This is a genomic window from Pseudomonas sp. COW5 (assembly GCF_026240005.1).
GTDB classification, from domain to species: Bacteria; Pseudomonadota; Gammaproteobacteria; order Pseudomonadales; family Pseudomonadaceae; genus Aquipseudomonas; species Aquipseudomonas kribbensis.
Genome location: NZ_JAPHVP010000001.1, coordinates 3,609,849 through 3,632,606 on the forward strand (window position 1 = coordinate 3,609,849; position 22,758 = coordinate 3,632,606).

Here is a 22,758-nt window from a genome sequence, read left to right on the forward strand (position 1 = left end):
CGGCCGACGCTTCGACACTCGGTGGTCTATCCAATAACAAGACGAGGAAGTCCCCCATGCCAGTCGGCAATCACCCGCCCCATGGCGAGACCGCGAACGGCGGTCCACTCAAACGCGAACTCGGCGAACGGCATATCCGTCTGATGGCGCTCGGCGCCTGTATCGGAGTCGGTCTTTTCCTGGGGTCGGCCAAGGCCATCGAAATGGCCGGCCCGGCGATCATGCTGTCCTACATCATCGGTGGTCTGGCGATCCTGGTGATCATGCGCGCCCTCGGCGAGATGGCCGTGCACAACCCGGTGGCCGGTTCCTTCAGCCGTTACGCACAGGATTATCTCGGCCCGTTGGCCGGCTTTCTCACCGGTTGGAACTACTGGTTCCTGTGGCTGGTGACCTGCGTCGCGGAAATCACGGCAGTGGCGGTGTACATGGGCATCTGGTTCCCCGATGTGCCGCGCTGGATCTGGGCGCTGGCGGCGCTGGTCAGCATGGGGTCGATCAACCTGATCGCGGTGAAGGCCTTCGGTGAGTTCGAGTTCTGGTTCGCCCTGATCAAGATCGTCACCATCATCGCCATGGTGCTCGGCGGCATCGGCATCATCGCCTTCGGTTTCGGCAACGACGGTGTGGCGCTGGGGATTTCCAACCTGTGGACCCATGGCGGCTTCATGCCCAACGGCGTTACTGGCGTACTGATGTCGCTGCAGATGGTGATGTTCGCTTATCTGGGCGTTGAAATGATCGGCCTGACCGCCGGTGAAGCGAAGAACCCGCAGAAAACCATTCCCGGTGCCATCGGCTCGGTGTTCTGGCGGATCCTGCTGTTCTACGTCGGCGCACTGTTCGTGATTTTGTCGATCTACCCGTGGAATGAAATCGGCACGCAGGGCAGCCCGTTCGTGATGACCTTCGAGCGTCTGGGCATCAAGACTGCCGCCGGCATCATCAACTTCGTGGTGATCACCGCCGCGCTGTCGTCGTGCAACGGCGGCATCTTCAGCACCGGACGCATGCTCTACAGCCTGGCGCAGAACGGACAGGCACCTGCCGCCTTCGCCAAGACTTCCAACGGCGTGCCGCGTCGGGCGTTGCTGCTGTCGATCTTCGCCCTGCTGCTGGGCGTACTGCTGAATTATCTGGTGCCGGAAAAAGTCTTCGTCTGGGTAACGTCCATCGCCACCTTCGGCGCGATCTGGACCTGGGTGATGATCCTGCTGGCCCAGCTGAAATTCCGCAAAGGCCTGAGCGCCAGCGAACGTGCCGGCCTGAAGTACAAGATGTGGCTGTTCCCGGTCAGCTCCTATCTGGCGCTGGCGTTTCTGGTGCTGGTGGTGGGCCTGATGGCGTACTTCCCGGACACCCGCGTGGCGCTGTATGTCGGCCCGGCGTTCCTGGTGCTGCTGACCGTTCTGTTCTACGTGTTCAAGCTGCAACCGACCGATGCGTCGCAGGGCGCGGTGCGTTCGGCGTCGTAAATCGCCATTGCTGAAACCTGAAGCCCCGGTCGATTGGCCGGGGCTTTTTTGTGGGCGGGAGGTGAGGCCGCTTGTCTGAAACCAGCGTAAAAAACGACCTCTGACTTCGTGCCATGTTCCAAGCTTTATCACTGTCGAAATCAGCACAACGGTGAACAGAGGCACTGAAATGAGGATGAGCGATTTTCTCGTACGAGAACTCGGCCGCCGTCAGGTCGTGCTGTTCTTTCTGCTCGCCACGACGCTGTACATCCTGCCGCTGATCCTCGCCGACTTCCCCTACATCGACGACAACTGGCGCACCCTGGCTGCCGGCAATGTCTGGGCCGGGCAGGGGCGCTTGTTCATGGACTGGTTGTATAAAGCGCTGACGTTCACGGGCGCTGCGCCGAATATCTTTCCGTTGCCGCTGTTGCTCGCCACGCTGGCCATGTCATTGGCCCTGACCCGACTGACCTTTCACTATTTCCCCGAACCGACGCTGGCCTGTTGTCTGGTGCCGTTGCCGCTCTGGTACAACCCGTTCCTGTTGCAGAACCTGTCCTATCAATACGACGGGGCCGGCATGGCCCTGAGTCTGGTCGCGGTGATTTACGCGATCACGTTTGGCGGCACTTCCCGGATACAGCGATGGCTGGTGCCTTCGGTGCTGCTGGCGCTGGCGATCGGGCTGTATCAGATAAGCCTCAATGTGTTTCTCGGGCTGTGTTGTGTGGAATTGCTCAGGGCTGTTCATCGGCGCCTGCCCTGGGCAGAGCTCTGGCAACTGGCGGGCTGGAAGCTGGCGCAACTGGCGCTGGGCGTGTCGATCTACGCGGTCACGGCCTATCCGTTCACGGAATCCGGGCGCACGGAGTTGCTCAGCGGCAGCGCTGATCCGTTGTTACAGATCGGCATCAATATCGGTCGGGTGATGGAGAAAGTTGTTCTGCTGTTTCACAGTGCCTACACGGCGGTGTTCGCTGTTTTGGTGGTGTGTGCATTGGTCGGCGGCGTGGGCTTGGGAAGGCTGATTCGCCTGCGCAATGAGCCACCCGCACAAGGTTTGCTCCTGGGCTTTATCTGCCTGCTGACGCTGCCGTTGATTGTGCTGCTGGTGCCGGGCGTGACGCTGTTGTTTCGCGACTTCAACGAAGGTGCGCGAACCCTGATGGGGTTCGGCGTGCTGCTGATGTTGCTGTTCTATCTGGCCTGTATCGGATTGACGTCGCTGCACTCGCGGCTGCCCCTGTTGTTGGCGATTCCTCTTCTGGCAACGTTGTCGCTGTCCTTCGCTTACGGGCGGGTGCTGACGATGGAAAAAACCTTCGCCAGCAGTGCTCTCTACAGCCTCAGTCACGACATTTCCTCACATCGCGAACTGCGCGACGCCAAGCGGATTTATATGTCGGTCACTTACTCCGACCGCTGGCTGGCGAGTGCGACGGGCACGTTCAAACAGTTACCGGTATTGCGCTACCTGCTGAACATCGACTACTTCATGCTCGCGGAAAATCTGCCCTCGGCCGGCATCACCAACGTGGTCGCCGAACGCGAGCGGCGCAACGCCACCCGCGTCGGCTATCAGGGTTTTCCAGCTCTGGTGGACAGCCTCTACTACCGCATCTATCTGATCGGCGATTACGGTTTCATCGTCATGAAAGAGCCGCCCCATGGCCGGCTCTTGAGTTGGTGAGCGTTACCGCTAGGCAGCCGCGATGTCCTGCGGCTCAAAACTGTCCGCCCGCGCCATCTGCCACATCCGCGAATAGAACTCGCCGTTCACTTCCCCGGTGAGCAATTCCCCCGGTTTCAGGAACACGTGCAGCTGCGAGAACAGTTTGATCTCGGTGGCCGACATGCGCCGTACCAGGTGCTTGGCCGAGAGCTGCGACGGATGATCGAGGCCGGCGGCGGCGAGCATTTCCGCCAGCGCCTTCAACGTGTTGCGATGGAAGTTGTAGACCCGCTGGGCCTTGTCCGGCACCACCAGCGCACGCTGGCGCAGGTTGTCCTGGGTGGCGACGCCGGTCGGGCATTTGTTGGTGTGGCAGCTTTGCGACTGGATGCAGCCGATGGCGAACATGAAACCGCGCGCGGAGTTGGCCCAGTCGGCGCCGATGGCCAGCACGCTGGCGATGTCGAAGGCGCTGACGATCTTGCCGCTGGCGCCGAGCTTGATCTTGTCCCGCAGATTCAGGCCCACCAGAGTGTTGTGGACGAACAGCAGGCCTTCGCGCATCGGCACGCCGATGTGGTCGGTGAACTCCACCGGGGCGGCGCCGGTGCCGCCTTCCTTGCCGTCGACCACAATGAAGTCCGGGAGGATGCCGGTTTCCAGCATGGCCTTGGCGATGCCCATGAACTCCCACGGATGGCCGAGGCAGAACTTGAAGCCCACCGGTTTGCCGCCGGACAGTTCACGCAGTTGCTGGATGAAATGCATCATTTCGATCGGCGTGGAGAAGGCGCTGTGGCGGGACGGCGAGATGCAGTCTTCGCCCATCAGGATGCCGCGGGTGTCGGCGATTTCCTGGGTGACCTTGTGCTTGGGCAGAATCCCGCCGTGGCCGGGTTTGGCGCCCTGGCTCATCTTGATTTCGATCATCCGCACTTGCGGGGTCTGTGCCTGGGCGGCGAAACGTTCCGGGTCGAAACGGCCGTCGCTGGTACGGCAGCCGAAATAGCCGCTGCCCAGTTCCCAGGTCAGGTCGCCGCCGTGTTCGCGGTGATAGGGGCTGATGCTGCCTTCGCCGGTGTCGTGGGCGAAGTTGCCGAGTTTGGCGCCCTGATTCAGCGCGCGGATCGCATTGGCGCTGAGGGAGCCAAAACTCATGGCCGAGATATTGAACACCGACGCCGAGTACGGCTGAGTGCACTGTGGCCCGCCAACCGTTACGCGAAAGCTGTTCGGATCGCTCAGCGGCGCCGGGCGCATCGAGTGGCCGATGAACTCGAAACCGGACTGATACACGTCGATCAGGGTGCCGAACGGTTTGTCGGCGCTTTCATTCTTGGCCCGCGAGTACACCAGCGAGCGCTGGGCACGGGAGAAGGGCAGGGCGTCGCTGTCGGACTCCAGCAGGTACTGGCGGATTTCCGGGCGAATCCCCTCGACCAGATAGCGGATGTTGCCCAGGATCGGATAGTTGCGGCGCACCGCGTGCGGGCTCTGCATCAGGTCGAACAGACCGAGCAGGCTCAGCACCCCGGTGACGGCGGTGATCGGCCACAGCCAGTCGTGTTCGAGGAAGGGCAGGCTGGCGAGGGTGAAAATCACGCAGACGGCAAAGAAGGCGTAGCGGCTCAGGAGTGACAGGCTCATACGGTTTCCTTGGTTCGGACAGATTTTTTGCGGCAGTCAGGCGTTCTGCGCCTGCAGGAAGATCGAAAACAGCTCCGACTGGGATTTGATCCCCAGCTTGCTGTACATGTGTTTCTTATGGACTTTCACGGTTTCAACAGAGATTTCCAGCTTACGGGCGATTTCTTTACTGGAGCAACCGCTGAGCATCAAACGCCCGACATCCAGTTCCCGGGCGGTCAGTTGCGCGCCCTTGAGTTGCTGCACCGACGCTTCGAGTTGCACCCGCCAGTCCGGTGGCGCCGGCGACGGGGCGAGGGCGACGATTTCATTGATTTCGTAGGGCAGGCGCTGGCGCAACAGGCCGAGCACCCACGGCTGGATCAGCGACAGCAGGGCAATCTGCTCGCCACTGAAGCGCTGCTTGCTGCCCAGTGACAGGCACAGCGTGCGGTCGCCTTCGAGCTGGCAATTGAACTGGATTTCGTCGGCCACCACATTCAGACGAAAGTATCGCTGGTAATACTCGGTCAGCTCGAAATGCTCCGGCGCGACCTCCGACAGGCGGTACAACCCGGTGCGCGATTGTTCGCGGCAAGCGATGTAGAACGGGTCGAGCAGGTACAACCCGCGCAGGTAATCCTGGAACAACTGGTCGGGACTGCCGTCTTCCCCCGGGCATTCGGCGAACACCTGGGGGTGACGGTCGGCGCTGAACAGCAGCGCCACCCAGCTATCGAACGTGACGTACTGGTCGAGCAGGCGCACCAGTTGTGCCCAGAAATTCGGCTTGTCGAGGGCGTCGATCAACTGCCCGACGGCGCGGTGCCAGGTGATGTCGTCAAACGAAACAGTCATGCCTCTACCCCTATCGGGTTACCCCGGCCGCGTAATTCCCTGGCCGGTCGAATGCCGAGCATACTGGCCCACAGACAGCCGCCGGGCAATCTTTCGGCGCCCGGCGCTCATAACAAGGACTCCCCATGAAAGTCGAACTCGCCCAACTGGCGGGCCGTGACAAAGACACGGCGTACAACCTCGAACGCGCCCTGGCGGCGATTGCCGAGTGCCCGGCCGATACGCAACTGATCGTGTTCCCCGAGACCCACCTGATGGGCTTCCCGACCGCCGACACCGTGGCGCAGATTGCCGAACCGGTAGACGGCCCGACCGTCAGCGCGGTGCAGGCCGCTGCTCGGGAACGCAACATCGCTGTGGTGATCGGCATGGCCGAAAACGACAACGGCCGCTTCTACAACACCACGCTGCTGATCACCCCCGAGGGCATCGCCCTGAAATACCGCAAGACCCACCTCTGGGCCTCGGATCGCGGTGTGTTCGAGGCGGGCGACCGTTACACCACCTGTTTGTGGAATGGTGTGCGGGTCGGTCTGCTGATCTGCTACGACATCGAGTTCCCGGAATCGGCCCGTGCCCTGGCGCAACTGGGCGCCGAATTGCTGATCGTCACCAACGGCAACATGGACCCGTACGGGCCGACCCACCGCACAGCGATCATGGCCCGGGCGCAGGAAAACCAGGCGTTTGCGTTGATGGTCAACCGTGTGGAAGCCGGGGATGACGGGTTGATGTTTGCCGGTGGCAGTGCGCTGGTGGATCCGCTGGGCACGGTGCTGTTCGAGGCTGGGCGTGAGGAAGGGCGGTTCAGCGTTGAACTGGATTTTGGTCAGCTGGCCCTGGCGCGCAAGGATTATCGGTATCTGGATGATCAGCGGTTGAGGTTGCCGGGGGAGGTGGTGGAGCGGGATGGCGGTGTTCGGGAGCTCTTGATTCCTGCCCGTTAAATCGCTGCCCTCACCCTAACCCTCTCCCGGGGGGAGAGGGGACTGACCGAGTCGCTCACTCGAGGTACGCCGACCTGAAAGATCGAGTCGATCTCAGGATTTGAAAAGTCCCCGATCTGCTCCCTTTCCCCCTCTCCCCTCTGGGGAGAGGGCTGGGGTGAGGGGGATGGATCTCAAGTCATACCACTATTCAGATGACACCAGAACAATAACAAAACACCCGAAACATTCGCCGAACTCGGCCTCTGCCATAAATCCAATAAAATCCGGAGTAAGTCGCCCATGGCTCGTTTGCAACGCACCCTTTCGCTGGGGTCGGTGGTGCTGTTCGGCATCGCCTACATGACGCCGATCATTGTCCTCGGCACGTTCGGCATCCTCGCCCAGTCCACCGCCAGCATGGTGCCCGCCGCGTATCTGGCGGCGCTGGTGGCGATGTTCTTCACCGCCATGAGTTATGGCCGCATGGCCGCCGCGTTCCCGGTGGCCGGCTCGGCCTACAGCTATGTGCGCAAGGCCATCAGCCCGAAACTCGGCTTCATCGCCGGTTGGGCGGTGCTGCTCGATTATCTGTTTCTGCCGATGGCGATCTGGCTGATCGGCGCCGCGTACCTCGCTTCGGCCTTTCCATCGATCCCGCAGTGGATCTGGGTGCTGGCGTTCATCGGCATCACCAGCGCGATCAACATCATCGGCCTGAAACTGGCCAACGGCATCAACGCCTTGCTGATGCTGGTGCAGTTTCTGGTGCTGGTCGCGTTCGTCGCCCTCTGCGTGCATTACATCGGCGGCGACGCCAGCACGCCGCTGTGGTCGATCAAACCGTTCTTCAATGGCGACATGCAGATGCCGTTGATCATGAGCGGCGCGGCCATCGCCTGCTACTCGTTCCTCGGTTTCGATGCAGTCAGCACCCTCACCGAAGAAACCCGCGATGCACGTCGCACCATCCCTCGGGCAATCATGTTGATCACCCTGATCGGTGGGCTGATTTTCGTCGGCGTGTCGTACTTCGTGCAGGTCGCTCATCCGTCGTTTCAGTTCGACAATGTCGACTCGGCAGCCTACGAGATTGCGCGCAACATCGGTGGTGACCTGTTCGTGTCGATTTTCCTCATCGGTTTGATCGTCGGTCAGTTCGCCTCGGGACTGTCGGCGCAGGCCAGCGGTTCGCGGCTGTTGTTCGCGATGGGGCGTGACGGTGTGTTGCCCAAGTCTTTCTTCGGCACCTTGCACGAGCGCTTCGGTACGCCGGTCAACAGCATCCTGCTGTGCGCCGTGGTGGCGTTGCTGGCGCTGAAACTCGACGTGACCACCTCGACCTCGTTCATCAACTTCGGCGCGTTCCTGGCCTTCAGCCTGGTCAACCTGTCAGTGATTTTTCACTACTGGATCGGTGGCGAGAAAAAAGGCCCGCGCGAGCTGCTGCTGTTTCTGATGTTCCCGTTTATCGGTCTGGTGGCGGACTTGTGGCTGATGGTCAGCCTCGATCACCTGGCGGTGTATCTGGGCCTGAGCTGGCTGGCGATTGGCGTGGTGTATCTGGCGGTGCTGACCGGCGGTTTCCGTCGCCAGCCACCGGAAATGGATTTTCAGGAAGCGACCTGATCAGGCTGCAGGCCGGGACTGGCGCAATGGCAGTTGCACGCGAAACGTGGTGCCGGCGCCCAACGTGCTGCTGACTGAAATATCCCCGCCGTGTTTCTTCACGATGCCATAGGACAGGGACAGGCCCAGCCCTGTTCCCTGGCCTACGGGTTTGGTGGTGAAAAACGGGTCGAAGATTTTCTGCAGGGTTTCGGGGGCAATGCCCGAGCCGGTGTCGGCCACTTCGATGATCGCCGACTCGCCCTGCACCGCAGTGCGCAGGGTGATGGTGCCGCGCTCGGCCCCCATGGCCTGCGCCGCGTTGATCACCAGGTTCATGATGACCTGATTGATCTGCGAGGGCAGGCACTCGATCTCCGGGATGTCCTGATATTCCTTGACCACATCGGCCTTGTACTTGAGCTCGCTGGCGACGATGTTCAGGGTCGACTCGATGCCCTGCTGCAGGTTCGCCCACTGCCATTGCTGCTGGGTGTCGACCCGGGAAAAGTCCTTGAGGTCCTTGACGATCTGCCCGACCCGGCCGATGCCTTCCTTGGACTCGCGGATCAGCACCGGAATGTCCTCCAGCAGAAAATCCACTTCGAGGTGCTCGCGCAGTTGTTGCAACTGCGCAGCCGGCTCGGCAGCCAGGGTTTGCCCGGCGGCGTGATAGGCGCCGAGCATGGCCAGCAGTTGCTGGAAGTAACCGTCGAGGGTGCCGAGATTGGAGGAAATGAAGCCGATCGGGTTGTTGATTTCATGGGCGACCCCGGCGGCCAGTTGCCCCAGCGAGGCGAGTTTTTCCGACTGCACCAACTGGCCTTCCAGTTGCTTGCGTTCGTCGATTTCCCGCTGCAAGGCTTCGCTGGCCTGTTTGAACTGGGCGGTGCGCTGATCCACCAGATGTTCCAGGTGATGCATCTGCAATGATGCACGTTCGGTCATCTGCCATTTGGTCAGCAGGGTGTTGGCCATCTGCTGGACTTCGATGTTGTCGAACGGCTTTTTCAGAATCAGCAGCCGGTCATGGGCGTGCAGGCGATCCAGCAGTTCATCCCAGGAATAATCGGAATACGCGGTGCAGACCACCACCTGCAATTGCGGATCCTGCAGCCACAACTGCTCGATGGTTTTCGCTCCGTCCCATCCGTCAGGCATGCGCATGTCGACAAAGGCCAGGGCGTAGGGGCATTGCTCCTGCAAAGCCAGGTTGAGTTTGGCCAGGCCTTCCTCGCCGCCATAGGCCGAGTCCAGTTCGAACATCGCCCGCCGGGGTTTGGCGGGGGCGCCGAACAGGGCCGCCTCCATCTCGTCCAGTTCCGCCGACTGCGCCCGGTTCGGGGTGAGGATCTTGCGAAAGTCTTCGTGGATCGACGGCATGTCGTCGATCAGCAGGATGCGGCGGTTCGACAGTTCGCTCATGCGTTCTCCGTTACCGTGATCAGCGGGATCTGCAAAGTGAACAGGGCGCCCAGGCCAGGCCCGTCGCTGTGGGCGGTCAGATGGCCGTTCATCTCGATGGCCGCCAGGGCGCAACTGTGCAGGCCGAAGCCGTGGCCATCCTTGCGGGTGGTGAAACCGTGGGCAAAGATCCGCGTCATGTTCTCCGGTGCAATGCCCTCGCCATCGTCCTTGACGCTGATCTCCAGAAAACCGTCATCAACGATCTTCACTCCGAGGGTCATGGTTCGCGGGCGGTTGCTGAGGTCGGACATCGCGTACTTTGCGTTGCTGATCAGGTTGATCAGGATCAGCAGCAGACGGTGCTTGTCGCCCATTACCTGGGGCACGTCGCCGTATTCCTTGAACACCGTGACGTGATGCCGGGTAAGCGCCCCGGCGTTCATACGCAGTGCATCTTCGAGCAGTTCGTTGATGTACAGCGGTTCGGTCATGCTGTTGGCGCCGGCATAGGATTGCTGGGTGGCGACGATGTCCTTGATGTGATCGACGCTCTTGTTCATCTGCGCCAGTTCGTCGGCCATTTCCTGCTGTTCCTGGGCGATGGCGCCCACCAGTTGGTTGAGGTAGCCGGGCAGCAATTTGCCTTTGGCGTCCTCGGTCAGAAACGACCCGAGGTCGTCCGGGTGTTCGTTGATCAACTGCATCGCCTTGCCCAGCCCCAAGGCTTTGCTGCTGCGCAGTTTTCGCGAGATCAGGTCGGAGGAAATGTTCACGCTGTTGAGCACGTTGCCGACGTTGTGCAACACGTTGGTGGCGATTTCCGCCATGCCGGCCTGTCGTGCGGCGTCGAGCAATTCGCTCTGCACGTTCTTCAGTTCGCGAGTGCGCTCGTCGACCCGTTGCTCGAGCACATCGTTGGCGGTTTGCAGGGCCGCGTTGACCCGGTTGATTTCGGCAAAACTGCGGATCAGGCGGATGGCCAGCCACAGCAGCGACAACATCAGCAGGACGGAAAACAGCAGCAGGTAGAAATGGTATTTCTGGTCGGTGCGTTCGGCCTGTTGCTGATCCAGGTCGAGCATGTTGGTGATGGTGTCCAGGCGCTCGGCCACGGGGATCGATTCGATCTGATCGAGCAGGCGGTTGACGATCGGTTGCTCGCGCAGGATCAGCGCAATGTGATTGCTCAGGATCCTGATCGGAGTCTGAAAATCCGCCGGCAAACGTTGCGCGTTCACCGCCAGTTTGTTCAGGCCCACCTCGATGTCGGAGGCTTTGTCGTCAGACGCGACCTGGGCGAACTCCAGTGCGCTGAGCAACAGGTCATAGGTGTCGGTGACGATGTTCTGCAATTGAATCTTGTCGAGGTCGGACAGATTGGCCAGTTGTGCCTGAATGTCATCTTCGGCGCTGGGCAGAAACGCCAGGGAGTTGCGCAGTAACGCGTTGTGCGACTTGAACTGTTCAACCAGACGGGTCTTTTCCTGCATGGCGTCCAGGTAGCGTTCGTGGGCATGGTCCCATTGTGTGGATTCGCCGCGTCCATGCCCGGACTCCATGGATTCGAAGCGTGCCCACAGGCGATTCATCTCGTTCATCGGCGAGACCAGCGGGTCGTAATTGTGGGTGATCGCCACCCGGGCCTTGAGGACTTCACTTTCCCACTGCGAATCCTGTTGCTTGATCTGACGGATCAGGTCCCGGGATTCGGTGTAGGTGGTGGTCTGTTCGGAACTGGACTTGAGGTAGAGAAACACCAGGACCGAGGCCAGCAATACGGCGAGGAGGCTGAGCAACAGCAGGCTGCGCCGCCCCGAGACGGTTGTCATCATGGCTGGTCCTCCCAATGTCCGGTCAGGGTCTTGAGAAACTCGATGATCAGCGCCTTGTCTTCCTCGCTCGGCATGCGCCCCAACTGATACTGGAACATCACGTCCACCGCCCGTTCGAGGGTGGGCGCCGAGCCGTCGTGGAAGTACGGCGCGGTCAGTGCCACGTTGCGCAGGCTCGGCACCTTGAACACGGCCCGATCGTTTTCGTCACCGGTGACGTTGAACCGGCCCTGATCCGCCAGCGTCGGGTTGCCGCGATCGGCGATGTAGTCACCGAACACTCCGAACTTCTGGTACATGTTGCCGCCGATGTTTACCCCTTGATGGCAGGCAATGCAGCCGTAGTCCTTGAAGCGCTGATAGCCGTATTTCTCATCGAGGGTCAGGATCTCGGTGTTGCCGAGCAGGTACTGATCGAAGCGTGAGCCGGGTGTCAGCAACGTGCGCTCGTAGCTCGTCAGGGCGTTCTGGATATTGGCTTTCGTCACGGCATCCGGGTAGGCGGCACTGAAAGACTGGCGATAGCCGGAATCGTCAGAGATCCGTTGCACGACAGTGTTCCAGTCGCTGCCCATTTCGTGGGGGCTGGTGATGACGACGTTGGTCTGTTCCTCCAGCGTTTCCACGCGACCGTCCCAGAACTGGCGGAAATTGAGGCTGGCGTTGAGCACGGTCGGGGTGTTGACCGCCACCGCTTGTCCATCGAAGCCCAGGGAAAGGGCCCGGCTGTCAGCGCCGTTCTTGTCCAGTTGATGGCAACTGGCGCAGGACAGGGTGTTGTTGACCGATAACCGTGGATCCTGAAAAAGCCGGCGGCCCAGCTCGACGCGTTTCGGATCCTGTTTCGGAATGTCGGGCAGCGGTTTCAGCGGCTCGTCCAGCGGCGCGGCAACAATCTCGACGCAGGGAGCGAAAAGCATCAGGAACAAAACACTGAGCGACGGGCATGTCGTCGGCGTGTTCATGCAACGCTCCAGGGACCAGGCAACCCGGTCACCAGCAGGCGGGCGAAGGCGTCTGCCGGCAAGGCTTTGCTGAAGTGAAAGCCCTGGCCCTCCTCGCAGTCGTGGGCCCTGAGAAAGGCCAGTTGTTGTGCGGTCTCCACGCCTTCGGCGATGACGTTCAGGTTCAGGCTCTTGCCCAGGCTGATGATCGCACCGACCAGCGCGGCATCGCTGCTGTCATGGCTCAGGCCGCGAATGAACGACTGATCGATCTTCAGCACATCGATGGGGAACCGCCGCAGATAACTCAGGCTGGAATAGCCGGTGCCGAAGTCATCGATGGCCAGCCTGACGCCCAGGGCCTTGAGCCGGTTCAACGCGCTCATGGTCGCGTCGACGTTCTGCATCAGCACGCCTTCGGTGATCTCCAGTTCCAGCAGGGCGGGATCCAGCCCGGTCTCTTTGAGCACCTGTTCGATGCCCTCGACAAACAGGCGCTGACGAAAGTCGATGGCCGAGGTGTTGACCGACATGCGGATCGGCGGCAACCCGGCTTGTTGCCAGTCCCGCGTCTGACGGCACGCCTCACCCAGCACCCACTTGCTCAGCGGCACGATCAGGCCGCTGTCTTCGGCCACGGGGATGAACTCCGATGGATACACCCAGCCATGCCCCGGTTTCTGCCAGCGTACCAGTGCCTCGGCGCCTACCACCCGGCCGCTGCCCAGATCGATTTTCGGTTGGTAGTGCAGGACGAATTCGTGCCGTTGCAGAGCCAGGCGAATGCCCGACTCGATGCCGTGCTGTTCCCGGGCGCGCTGGTTCATGGCCTCGATGAAGAAACCGATCTCGTTCGGACCGCTTTCCTTGGCATTGCGCATGGCCGTCTCGGCTTTTTTGATCAGGTCGATGGCTTCCAGCCCGTCGTCCGGATAAATGCTGATGCCAACGCTGGCGGTGACACTGACGTCGTGACCGACAATCGTCTGGGGCTCACGGATGGCCGCCAGCAGTTTTTCGGCGATGCTGCGGGTTTGCTGCGGGTGATTGATGTCGCTGAGCATCACCACGAATTCGTCGGAGCCATAGCGAAACACCGAGTCCGATTCGCGCACGCTCGCCAGCAGTTGCTGGCCGACCCGTTTGAGCATCTCGTCGCCCGCCGGATGGCCCAGGGCATTGTTGATGCGCTTGAAGCGGTCCAGGCCGAGAAACATCACCACCAGCTGTTTGTCATGGCGCCGGCAAGCGGCCAGCGACTGAGTCAGGCGGTCACCAAGCAAGGTGCTGTTGGGCAGGCCCGTAAGGCTGTCGTATTGCAGCAGGTGCGAGACCTTGAGCAGCTCATGCACCCGGGCCTCAATGGTTTGCTCGAGGCTGAGCAACTTCAGCGCCGCGTCCTGGGCCAGTTGCCATTTCCAGGTCAGGGCATTGGCCATCTGACGGATTTCCAGGGTGTCGAACGGCTTTTTCAGGATCAGCAACTGATCGCCGAATTCCAGCCGTTCGGCCATGGCTTCCCAGCTGTAGTCGGAGTAGGCGGTGCACAAGGCGATTTGCAGGTTCGGATCGACCTCCCACAGTTTTTCGATGGTCTCCAGACCGTCCCAACCGGGCGGCATCCGCATGTCGGTGAAGGCGAGGGCATAGGGGCGACCTTCGTCCAGCGCGTGTTGCACCAGCTTCAACGCTTCCTGGCCTTGATAGGCGGAGTCGAGCTGAAAGGTCAGGTGCGGCGACTGGCGGGTGCCGAACAGCGTCTGTTCAAGACCACTCAGATCCGCTTCAGCCGCCGTCTCGGGGGCGAGGATCTTGCGGAAATCGGCATGGATCGCCGGCGTATCGTCGACGATCAGAATGCGCCGGTTAGTCTGGGGAAAAGGCGTTTTCATCCTTCATCCTCCCTGGGCAGCGGGGCGGCCGCGCTCGCGTCCTTCAGCAGTCGGGCGGCCTGCTCGGGGCTGACCGCTGCGCTCAGGCAAAAGCCCTGCACGTTTTTCAACGGTGCGCCGGGCACGAGGGCTGCGCCCTGAGCGTCCGGCTGGACGCCCTCGGCGCTGATGTCGATGGCCAGGTCCCGGGCGAAATTGACGATCGCCCGCAGCCGGTTGGCGCCGTCTTCATCCCGGGTCGCATTGTCGATCAGGGACTGGGCGAGTTTGAGGTGATTGACCCGGTAGGTTTTCAGGTAATCGAACGATGAGTATTCGGTGCCGAAATCATCGATGGCGATGGTCACACCCAGCTCGCGCAGGCGCGGCAACGCATCGTTGTGGGTCCATTGGGTCTGGGCCAGGGTGGCTTCGGTGACATCGAAGCGCAGGTCCCATGGCGCCAGCTCCCAGCGAGCCGTGGTGCGCAGCACGTCGTAGATGAGTTCGGGGCCGGACTTGAGCTGCGCCAGGGAAATCTTGATCGCCATCACCGGAGGCGCCACCCCGTCGTTTTGCCACCGGTGCATCTGCCAGCAGGCCTGATCCAGAATCCAGCGTCCGAGAGGAATGATTGCGCCGGTCTTTTCCGCCGCCGGAACGAAAGCTGACGCCGGCAGCAGGCCAAGCCTGGGATGTTGCCAACTGACCTGAGCGGCCATGCCGAGAATCCTGCCGCTGTGCAGGTCCACTTCCGGCATGTATTCGAGCTTCAGTCCTCCCTGGGTGAGTGCCGTGGTCAACTCCTCGGCAAGGACCATGCGCTCGGCCACCTCCCGAGTGATGTCCTCCGAGTGGAAGTGAAACTGATCGCGTCCGGACTCCTTGGCGCGGTACAGCGCCATGTCGGCCTGCCCCAGCAGGCTGTCGGCATCGAAGCTGGCAGGGGCATAGCCGCTGATGCCGATGCTGGCCGAAATGCGCACGGCATTGCCGCCCAGTTGGTAGGGGGCCTGCAATGTTTCAAGGATCTTGGTGGCCATGGCGGCGGACTGTGTCGGTTCGCTGACGTCCAGTTGCAGGATCGCGAACTCATCGCCGCCCAGACGCGCCACCACGTCGTTCTCCCGGACCACGGTCTTGATCCGTTGTGCCACTTGCTGCAACAGCAGGTCGCCGACCGGATGACCGAGGGTGTCATTGACCCGTTTGAAGTGATCCAGATCCAGGTAAAACACCGAGAATGGCGCTGCCCCCCGGCGCGCGGCAGCGAAGGCCTGATGCAGACGCTCGATCAGCGTGGCGCGGTTGGCCAGCCCGGTGAGGCCGTCCGTGCGGGCCAGCAGGGTCACTTTTTGTTCCAGCTGATTCATCTTCAGCGCGGCGTCTTCGGTCATTTGCCATTTGACCGTCAGGGCGCTGGCCATCTGGCGGATTTCGATCGCATCGAAGGGTTTTTTCAGGATCAGCAAGCGATCGTTCAGCGGCAACCGCTGATCAATAGCTTCCCAGGAGTAATCGGAATAAGCGGTGCACAGGGCCACTTGCAGCTTGGGATCGACCTGCCAGAGCCGCTCGATGGTTTCCAGGCCGTCCCAGCCCGGCGGCATGCGCATGTCGATGAAGGCCATGGCGTAAGGGCGACCGGCGGCCAGCGCGGCTTCGACCTTGTCCAGTGCTTCGCGCCCCTGGAAGGCCGAGTCCAGTTCGAAATTTTCGTTCTGTGTGGCAGACGCGCTGGACGGGGTACCGAACAGCAGGCTTTCGGTTTCACCCAGACTGTTGTCTTCAACCGTGGATGACTTGAGGATTTTCGCGAAATCGTCGTGGATCGACGCCGTATCGTCGACGATCAGCACACGTCGATTGATGGGTCCGGGTGGCGCACTCATGGCGCCATACCCGCAAGTTCACGCACGATCGTCATCGGGAGCATCCTTTTCCCCTCATCACAGGCCTGCGCGCAGGCGGATGGTGTCGTCCAGCGACTTGAGCATAGTTGCCCTGTGGGTACTTCGCCTTACCCGATGATTTGTGCGGTCCCGGCGCAAAAATCATCTAGCCTGTCACTCAGGCGAGGGCAAGGGAGGAGGTCTGTCGACACGCCTGCCACGTCCATCGTCTTTCGCGAGGCCACGCCATGGAAGAGCAATCCGCCCCGACTCCGGCCCATCGGCCTGCCGTGTTGCTGGTCGATGACGAGGAGTCGATCCTCAACAGCCTGCGCCGCCTGCTGCGTGGCCAGCCCTATGAGGTGTTGCTCGCCAGCAGCGGTGCCCAGGCGCTGGAAATGCTGGCGCAACGTCCGGTCGATCTGGTGATGAGTGACGCGCGGATGCCCAATATGGACGGCGCCACGCTGCTGGCCAGCGTTCGTCAACTGTATCCGGCGACCACGCGGATCATGTTGACGGGCTATGCCGACCCTTCGGCGATCATCAAGGCCATCAACGAAGGCCAGATCGACCGCTACATCAGCAAACCCTGGAACGACGAGGAGATGCTGCTGATCCTGCGCCAGGCCCTGGAACATCAGCATCTGGCCCGTGAGCGCGAGCGTCTGGAGCAACTGACCCGGGTGCAGAACGATCAGTTGAAGCTGCTCAACAGCACCCTGGAAAAACATGTCAGCGCCCGTACTGCCGAGCTGCAGCAGACCGCCGACATGCTTGATCTGGCCTACGAGGAGCTCAAGCACAGCTATGTGACCGGCACCGAAGTGTTCTCGCTGCTGGCCAACCTGCGCCTGCCGCCGGCCAAGCAGACCAACCGGCAGATCATCGAACTGGTGCGCGGCTACTGCAAGGTGCATCGGCTGGACGAAGCCGCCAGCCGCGACCTGACCATGGCCGCCGCGCTGTACAACATCGGCAAGCTGAGCTGGACCGACAGCATGATGACCACCCCTTCGGACCTGTTGCACAGCACCGACCGCGACCGCTATCGGGGTTATCCGAAACAGAGCGAGTCGCTGTTGATGACCCTGGACCCGATGAAGGATGCCGCGCGGCTGATCCTGCATCATCAGGAACACTGGGACGGCAGCGGGTTTCCCGACCGGCTCAAGGGCGAGGCCATTCCCCTGGGCTCGCGGCTGTTGAAACTGGCGGTGGATTTCGTCGAGTTGCAGCGCGGGTTGATTCTCGAGCGGCAGATGAACAGCGACGAGGCATTGTTGTACCTGCGCCAGTACGCCGGCAGGCTTTACGATCCCGAGCTGATCGAGGATTTCATCAAGGTCTGCGCGCTGGTCAGCGATATCACCCTGACCGATCCGAGCGTCAAGGTGCTGGGCACTCGGGAGCTGGCGGCGGGGATGATCCTGGCGCGCAACCTCAATGCCGACAACGGCATGCTGCTGCTCAATGCCGGCAAGGTGCTGAGTGCGCTGCTGGTGGACAAACTGATCAGTTTCGAAGCCATGGAGGGGGCCAAATACAAGGTGTTCGTGAAAGTGCCGGAGGAGGGCGAAGCGGTGCTGCTGGCCGGTTCTTGAGACCGCACGAGGTGACGCTGGCGCCGCCGGCATGGGATCCTTGCGGTTTTTCTCCAGGCCGGTGGCTGACCCATGACCTCTGTATCCGCTGTTTCCCCCCGCACCATTCGTATTGCCGCCGCGCTGCTGCTCAACCCCGAAGGCCAAACCCTGCTGGTGCGCAAGCGCGACACCACGGCGTTCATGCAACCGGGCGGCAAGATCGAGGCCCATGAACTGCCGGTGCATGCGCTGGCTCGCGAGCTGGAGGAAGAACTGGGGCTGGTGATCGATCCGGCACAGGCGAGTTTTCTCGGCCAGTTCTCGGCACCGGCTGCCAACGAGCCGGGGTTTGTCGTGCAGGCCGAGATCTTTCAACTGACCATCGACGCCGAAGTCTCCCCGGCGGCCGAGATCGAAGAGGTGATCTGGATCGACCCGGCCACCGACGGCGATGTGGTTCTCGCCCCATTGACACGCGACCTGATCCTGCCGTTTTATCGAGCCTCGCTGACCGCGATCGCCTGATCATTCGTGCAAAGGACTTCGTCATGATCCCGCTTCAAGACCTGCTGATTTTTGCCGCTGCCGCGTTGTTGATGGTACTGACGCCGGGGCCGAACATGATCTACCTGATCTCGCGGTCGATCTGTCAGGGGCGCAAGGCCGGGGTCACGTCGCTGCTCGGCGTGGTGGCCGGGTTCTTCGTGCATATGTTTGCGGCGGCGGCCGGTCTGACGGCGGTATTTCTCGCGGTGCCGATGGCCTATGAAGTGTTGAAGTGGGCTGGCGCGCTGTACCTGCTGTGGCTGGCCTGGCAGGCGGTGAAACCCGGTGCCCGTTCGCCGTTCGAAGTGCAGGCATTGCCGGCGGACTCGTCGCGCAAACTCATCACCATGGGCTTTCTCACCAGCGCCCTGAACCCGAAGATCGCGGTGTTCTACCTCTCGGTGTTTCCGCAGTTCATCACGCCGGAACACGGCTCGGTATTCAGCCAGAGCATCATCCTCGGCCTCACCCAGATCAGCGTCAGTTTCAGCGTCAACCTGTTGATTGCCCTGTCGGCGGCGGGAATCGCCTCGTGGTTTGCCAGCAACCCGACGTGGCTGGCGGCGCAGCGTTATTTCATGGGCTTCGTGCTCGGTGGCCTGGCGGTGCGCCTGATGCTCGAGCAGCGCAGGACCGCGTGAACATGTGGATCGAACGGCTGGATGCCAGTCATGCGCTGGCCTATCGGGAATTGATGCTGGAGGCTTACGACCGGCATCCGCAGGCCTTCACCTCCAGCGTGCGCGAGCGCGCGGCGATGCCGCTGAGCTGGTGGGAGTCGCGCCTGACCAGCAAGCTCGACGCGGTGTTTGGCGCGTTCGAAGCAGGCCGCCTGGCGGGGATCGTTGGCCTGGCGTTCGAGCCTCGGGAAAAGGCCCGGCACAAGGCAACGGTATTCGGCATGTATGTGTCGGCTGAATTTCGTCAGCGCGGGCTGGGCCTGAAGTTGATGGAGGTGGTGCTGGGGGAAGCGCAGCAGCATCCGGCGCTGAAGGTCATTCAACTGACCGTCACCGCCGGCAATGAAGCCGCATTCAAGCTGTACCAGCGCTGCGGCTTCATCCAGTTCGGCCTGGAGCCGATGGCGGTACGGGTCGGCGAGGACTACTTCGACAAGATCCACATGTGGTGCGCGCCTTTCGTGCCAACTGCCAGCCTCAACGAACCGCGCTGACCCCATCCAGGGTCGAGAACGACGTGTCCTTGGCCGTCAGCAGGAAATCGCGCATGTACGGCGCGTCGAGCATGTCGGCGCGGATCGCCGCGTACAGCGTTGCAAACAGACCTTTCTCACCCAACCGCTTGGCCTTCACATAACCCCGCGAGCTGTATTCATGCAGCGCCCAGTGCGGCATGCCGCACACGCCACGGCCGCTGGCTACCAGTTGCATCATCATCACCGTCAGTTCCGAGGTGCGTACCTGCGCCGGCTCGATGTCGGCGGGTTCGAGAAAGCGGGTGAAGATATCGAGGCGGTCGCGCTCAACCGGATAAGTGATCAGGGTTTCCGTCAGCAAGTCTTCGGGGACGATGTACGGTTTGCTCGCCAATGCATGCTGGTTGGCGACCGCGAGCATGGCTTCGTAGGTGAACAGCGGCACGTAGGTGATGCCGGCGATTTCCAGCGGGTCGGAGGTCACCACCAGATCCAGATCGCCCCGGGCCAGCGCCGGCAGCGGGGCGAAGGAGAAACCGGAAGCGAGGTCGAGTTCGACTTCCGGCCAGGCATCGCGGAACTGGTCGATGGTCGGCATCAGCCACTGAAAGCAGCTGTGGCATTCGATGGCCATGTGCAGACGCCCGGCGGTGCCCCCGGCCAGGCGCCCGATGTCACGTTCGGCAGCACGCAGCAGTGGCAGGGTCGCGTCGGCCAGTTGCAGCAGACGCAGGCCGGCGCTGGTGAAACGCACCGGTTTGGTTTTGCGCACGAACAACGGCATGCCCATGCGCTCTTCCAGTTCCTTGAACTGGTGGGACAGCGCCGACTGGGTCAGGTGCAGGCGGTCGGCCGCATCCACCAGGCTGTCGGCTTCGCGCAGGGCATGCAGGGTTTTCAGGTGACGGATTTCAAGCACCACAGGCTCCATGAGGAAAATTTGTGATCAACACGAAAAGGTTGAGTTTGTCTCATGTTGGGTTGGCTGTCGACAATGGCGCCATCTTTTACGCAATGGAGAACACTCGACATGGCCGTGGCCCACACCCTTGGTTTCCCGCGCATTGGCGCCGACCGCGAACTGAAAAAAGCCCTCGAAGCCTACTGGAAAGGTGATCTTGATCAGTCGGCCTTGAATCAGGTCGGCCGCGAGTTGCGCGCAAAGCATTGGCAACTTCAGAAAGACGCCGGCATCGACCTGCTGCCGGTCGGCGACTTCGCCTGGTACGACCAGGTGCTGACCCACTCGCTGACCTTCGGTGTGATCCCGGAGCGCTTCGATGGTGTGCGCAATGAACGCGGTCTGCCGACCTTCGACACTCTGTTTGCCATGGCCCGTGGTGCCACGGCGTCCTGCTGCGGCGGTGAGCACGGCAAGACTCAATACGCTCAAGAGCTGACCAAGTGGTTCGACACCAACTACCACTACCTGGTCCCGGAGTTCACCGCAGACCAGTCGTTCAAGTTGAGCTGGGAACAGCTGTTCGATGAAGTCGAAGAAGCCAAAGCCCTCGGTCATAACGTCAAACCGGTGATCATCGGCCCGCTGACTTACCTGTGGTTGGGCAAGGCGAAAGGCAACGATTTCGACAAGCTCGACCTGCTGGAACGCCTGCTCCCGGTGTACAACGAAATCCTCGGGCGGCTTGCCGCACAGGGCGTGGAGTGGGTGCAGATCGACGAACCGATCCTCACTCTCGACCTGCCGCAAGCATGGAAAAACGCCTTCGAACGCGCCTATCACATCCTTCAGTACTCGCCGTTGAAGAAGCTGGTGGCGACCTATTTCAGCGGTCTGCAAGACAACCTCGGCCTCGCCGTCGGCCTGCCGGTACAAGGCCTGCACATCGATGCCGTGCGTGCGCCGGATCAGCTCGGTCAGGTGCTGGATCGTCTGCCGACTTACAAGATTCTTTCGGTGGGTCTGGTCAACGGCCGCAACGTCTGGCGCTGCGAGCTGGAGCAGGCATTGGCGCAGTTGCAACCGGCGCAGGAACGCTTTGGCGACAACCTGTGGGTCAGCAGTTCCTGCTCGTTGCTGCACAGTCCGGTGGATGTCGAGCGCGAAGACAAGCTCGATCCGGAACTGAAAAGCTGGCTGGCATTCGCCGTGCAGAAGTGCGCCGAAATTTCTGTGCTGCGTGATGCGCTGAACGATCCTCAAGCGCCAAAGGTGCAAAGCGCACTGGCCGAAAGCCGCGCCATTCAAGAGAGCCGTGCCCGCTCGCCGCGCATTCACAAGGCCGATGTGCAGGCGCGGATCGAAGCGATCAATGCCCGCGACAGCCAGCGTCATTCGCCGTTCGCCAAGCGCATCGCCGCGCAGCAGGCGCGTTTGAAATTGCCGGCGTTCCCGACCACCACCATCGGCTCGTTCCCGCAGACCGGTTCGATCCGTCTGGCCCGTCAGGCGTTCAAGCAGGGCAAGCTGTCGGCCAACGATTACCACGACGCCATGCGCAGCGAAATCCGCCACGCGGTACAGGTGCAGGAGCGTCTGGGCCTTGATGTGCTGGTGCACGGTGAAGCCGAACGCAACGACATGGTCGAGTATTTCGCCGAGCAGCTCGACGGTTACCTGTTCACCCGTTTCGGCTGGGTCCAGAGCTACGGTTCCCGTTGTGTGAAACCGGCGGTGATTTATGGCGATCTGTCCCGTCCGAATGCCATGACCGTCGACTGGATCACCTACGCCCAGAGCCTGACCGACAAGGTCATGAAAGGTATGCTGACCGGCCCGGTGACGATGCTGATGTGGTCGTTCCCCCGCGAAGACGTGTCGCGCAAGGTTCAGGCGCAGCAACTGGCGCTGGCCCTGCGGGATGAAGTGGTGGATCTGGAAAACGCCGGGATCAAAATCGTGCAGATCGACGAAGCCGCGTTCCGCGAAGGCCTGCCGCTGCGCCGCGCACAGTGGCAGGAGTATCTGGACTGGGCGGTGGAAGCGTTCCGCCTGACCGCGTCGGGCGTCAAGGACGAAACCCAGATCCACACCCACATGTGCTACAGCGAATTCAACGACGTGATCAAGGCGATTGCCGACATGGACGCCGACGTCATCACCATCGAAACCTCGCGTTCGGACATGGAATTGCTCGAAGCCTTCGAAGCGTTCGACTACCCGAACGACATCGGCCCGGGTGTCTATGACATCCACTCGCCACGGGTGCCGGACACGGCGGAAATGGTCAAGCTGATGAGCAAGGCCGTGAAACGGATTCCGGCAGCGCGGTTGTGGGTCAACCCCGATTGCGGATTGAAGACCCGTGCCTGGCCGGAGACCGAAGCGGCGCTGGTCAATATGGTCGCGGCAGCACGGCAGTTGCGCAGTCAGTTGGCCTGACAAAACGGGGGAGCGGATTGATCGCTCCCCC

At 61.5% G+C, this 22,758-nt stretch carries 17 protein-coding genes; 9 read left to right on the forward strand and 8 right to left on the reverse strand.

The genetic code is table 11. The features are described 5' to 3' along the window. Positions 1 to 56: 56 nt before the first annotated feature. Together OQ248_RS16525 and OQ248_RS16530 are read left to right on the forward strand one after the other, a co-directional pair. Positions 57 to 1,475: an amino acid permease gene (locus OQ248_RS16525; RefSeq protein WP_085709436.1), complete on the forward strand. Its 1,419-nt coding sequence runs from the start codon at positions 57 to 59 to the stop codon at positions 1,473 to 1,475. 169 nt (positions 1,476 to 1,644) lie between these two features. Further along, positions 1,645 to 3,150, forward strand: coding sequence for a glucosyltransferase domain-containing protein (locus OQ248_RS16530; protein WP_265813347.1), 1,506 nt, complete (start codon positions 1,645 to 1,647; stop codon positions 3,148 to 3,150). 9 nt (positions 3,151 to 3,159) lie between these two features. On the opposite strand, the gene OQ248_RS16535 is transcribed toward OQ248_RS16530, so the two are convergent. Both OQ248_RS16535 and OQ248_RS16540 read right to left on the reverse strand, forming a co-directional pair. Continuing rightward, positions 3,160 to 4,779, reverse strand: a complete 1,620-nt coding sequence (locus tag OQ248_RS16535) for an FMN-binding glutamate synthase family protein (RefSeq protein WP_119427750.1) — start codon at positions 4,777 to 4,779, stop codon at positions 3,160 to 3,162. Positions 4,780 to 4,815: 36 nt separating this feature from the next. Continuing rightward, positions 4,816 to 5,616: a LuxR C-terminal-related transcriptional regulator gene (locus tag OQ248_RS16540; protein ID WP_265813348.1), complete on the reverse strand. Its 801-nt coding sequence runs from the start codon at positions 5,614 to 5,616 to the stop codon at positions 4,816 to 4,818. Positions 5,617 to 5,741: 125 nt separating this feature from the next. On the opposite strand from OQ248_RS16540, the gene OQ248_RS16545 reads away from it, so the two are divergent. Then, a complete protein-coding gene (locus OQ248_RS16545) occupies positions 5,742 to 6,563 on the forward strand; it encodes a carbon-nitrogen hydrolase family protein (RefSeq protein WP_265813349.1) in 822 nt (273 codons plus the stop codon). Between the two features lie 282 nt (positions 6,564 to 6,845). After that, positions 6,846 to 8,171, forward strand: coding sequence for an APC family permease (locus OQ248_RS16550; protein WP_265813350.1), 1,326 nt, complete (start codon positions 6,846 to 6,848; stop codon positions 8,169 to 8,171). Here OQ248_RS16550 and OQ248_RS16555 read toward each other — a convergent pair whose 3' ends face one another. The 5 genes from OQ248_RS16555 to OQ248_RS16575 are packed head-to-tail and all read right to left on the reverse strand — an operon-like array spanning position 8,172 to position 16,096. Further along, the gene (locus tag OQ248_RS16555; protein WP_265813351.1) at positions 8,172 to 9,575 is read right to left on the reverse strand and encodes an ATP-binding protein; all 1,404 of its coding nucleotides are present in this window, start codon (positions 9,573 to 9,575) and stop codon (positions 8,172 to 8,174) included. It lies immediately after the preceding gene. Then, on the reverse strand, positions 9,572 to 11,386 hold the full coding sequence (locus tag OQ248_RS16560; protein WP_265815104.1) for a DAHL domain-containing protein: 1,815 nt from the start codon (positions 11,384 to 11,386) through the stop codon (positions 9,572 to 9,574). The genes OQ248_RS16555 and OQ248_RS16560 overlap by 4 nt, the downstream gene beginning before the upstream one ends. Beyond that, entirely contained in the window at positions 11,386 to 12,309 is a 924-nt protein-coding gene (locus tag OQ248_RS16565; RefSeq protein WP_265815105.1) for a cytochrome c peroxidase, read from the reverse strand. Before OQ248_RS16565 ends, OQ248_RS16560 begins: the two co-directional genes overlap by 1 nt. Before the next feature lie 41 nt (positions 12,310 to 12,350). Then, positions 12,351 to 14,225, reverse strand: coding sequence for an EAL domain-containing protein (locus OQ248_RS16570; RefSeq protein WP_265813352.1), 1,875 nt, complete (start codon positions 14,223 to 14,225; stop codon positions 12,351 to 12,353). Further along, positions 14,222 to 16,096, reverse strand: coding sequence for an EAL domain-containing protein (locus OQ248_RS16575; protein WP_265813353.1), 1,875 nt, complete (start codon positions 16,094 to 16,096; stop codon positions 14,222 to 14,224). Before OQ248_RS16575 ends, OQ248_RS16570 begins: the two co-directional genes overlap by 4 nt. Positions 16,097 to 16,344: 248 nt before the next feature. Between OQ248_RS16575 and OQ248_RS16580 the strand changes: the two genes are divergently transcribed. From OQ248_RS16580 to OQ248_RS16595, 4 genes are all read left to right on the forward strand, one after another. Then, on the forward strand, positions 16,345 to 17,700 hold the full coding sequence (locus OQ248_RS16580; RefSeq protein ID WP_265813354.1) for an HD domain-containing phosphohydrolase: 1,356 nt from the start codon (positions 16,345 to 16,347) through the stop codon (positions 17,698 to 17,700). A gap of 72 nt (positions 17,701 to 17,772) precedes the next feature. Continuing rightward, positions 17,773 to 18,207, forward strand: a complete 435-nt coding sequence (locus tag OQ248_RS16585) for an NUDIX domain-containing protein (protein WP_192552296.1) — start codon at positions 17,773 to 17,775, stop codon at positions 18,205 to 18,207. 23 nt (positions 18,208 to 18,230) lie between these two features. Beyond that, entirely contained in the window at positions 18,231 to 18,869 is a 639-nt protein-coding gene (locus tag OQ248_RS16590; protein WP_265813355.1) for a LysE family translocator, read from the forward strand. Between the two features lie 2 nt (positions 18,870 to 18,871). After that, complete coding sequence (locus OQ248_RS16595; RefSeq protein WP_265813356.1) at positions 18,872 to 19,402, forward strand: GNAT family N-acetyltransferase; 531 nt, start codon at positions 18,872 to 18,874, stop codon at positions 19,400 to 19,402. Here the strand turns inward: OQ248_RS16595 and metR are convergent. Then, complete coding sequence (gene metR, locus OQ248_RS16600) at positions 19,386 to 20,303, reverse strand: transcriptional regulator MetR (RefSeq protein ID WP_085709456.1); 918 nt, start codon at positions 20,301 to 20,303, stop codon at positions 19,386 to 19,388. The genes OQ248_RS16595 and metR overlap by 17 nt on opposite strands. A gap of 111 nt (positions 20,304 to 20,414) precedes the next feature. On the opposite strand from metR, the gene metE reads away from it, so the two are divergent. Further along, the gene (gene metE / locus OQ248_RS16605) at positions 20,415 to 22,727 is read left to right on the forward strand and encodes a 5-methyltetrahydropteroyltriglutamate--homocysteine S-methyltransferase (RefSeq protein ID WP_265813357.1); all 2,313 of its coding nucleotides are present in this window, start codon (positions 20,415 to 20,417) and stop codon (positions 22,725 to 22,727) included. Positions 22,728 to 22,758 lie beyond the last annotated feature (31 nt).

Bases quoted from the DNA above. Each gene is read 5' to 3' on its own strand.
- OQ248_RS16525 (WP_085709436.1), top strand. From the start codon at position 57: ATGCCAGTCGGCAATCACCCGCCCCATGGCGAGACCGCGAACGGCGGT.
- OQ248_RS16530 (WP_265813347.1), top strand. From the start codon at position 1,645: ATGAGGATGAGCGATTTTCTCGTACGAGAACTCGGCCGCCGTCAGGTC.
- OQ248_RS16535 (WP_119427750.1), bottom strand. From the start codon at position 4,779: ATGAGCCTGTCACTCCTGAGCCGCTACGCCTTCTTTGCCGTCTGCGTG.
- OQ248_RS16540 (WP_265813348.1), bottom strand. From the start codon at position 5,616: ATGACTGTTTCGTTTGACGACATCACCTGGCACCGCGCCGTCGGGCAG.
- OQ248_RS16545 (WP_265813349.1), top strand. From the start codon at position 5,742: ATGAAAGTCGAACTCGCCCAACTGGCGGGCCGTGACAAAGACACGGCG.
- OQ248_RS16550 (WP_265813350.1), top strand. From the start codon at position 6,846: ATGGCTCGTTTGCAACGCACCCTTTCGCTGGGGTCGGTGGTGCTGTTC.
- OQ248_RS16555 (WP_265813351.1), bottom strand. From the start codon at position 9,575: ATGAGCGAACTGTCGAACCGCCGCATCCTGCTGATCGACGACATGCCG.
- OQ248_RS16560 (WP_265815104.1), bottom strand. From the start codon at position 11,386: ATGACAACCGTCTCGGGGCGGCGCAGCCTGCTGTTGCTCAGCCTCCTC.
- OQ248_RS16565 (WP_265815105.1), bottom strand. From the start codon at position 12,309: ATGCTTTTCGCTCCCTGCGTCGAGATTGTTGCCGCGCCGCTGGACGAG.
- OQ248_RS16570 (WP_265813352.1), bottom strand. From the start codon at position 14,225: ATGAAAACGCCTTTTCCCCAGACTAACCGGCGCATTCTGATCGTCGAC.
- OQ248_RS16575 (WP_265813353.1), bottom strand. From the start codon at position 16,096: ATGAGTGCGCCACCCGGACCCATCAATCGACGTGTGCTGATCGTCGAC.
- OQ248_RS16580 (WP_265813354.1), top strand. From the start codon at position 16,345: ATGGAAGAGCAATCCGCCCCGACTCCGGCCCATCGGCCTGCCGTGTTG.
- OQ248_RS16585 (WP_192552296.1), top strand. From the start codon at position 17,773: ATGACCTCTGTATCCGCTGTTTCCCCCCGCACCATTCGTATTGCCGCC.
- OQ248_RS16590 (WP_265813355.1), top strand. From the start codon at position 18,231: ATGATCCCGCTTCAAGACCTGCTGATTTTTGCCGCTGCCGCGTTGTTG.
- OQ248_RS16595 (WP_265813356.1), top strand. From the start codon at position 18,872: ATGTGGATCGAACGGCTGGATGCCAGTCATGCGCTGGCCTATCGGGAA.
- metE (WP_265813357.1), top strand. From the start codon at position 20,415: ATGGCCGTGGCCCACACCCTTGGTTTCCCGCGCATTGGCGCCGACCGC.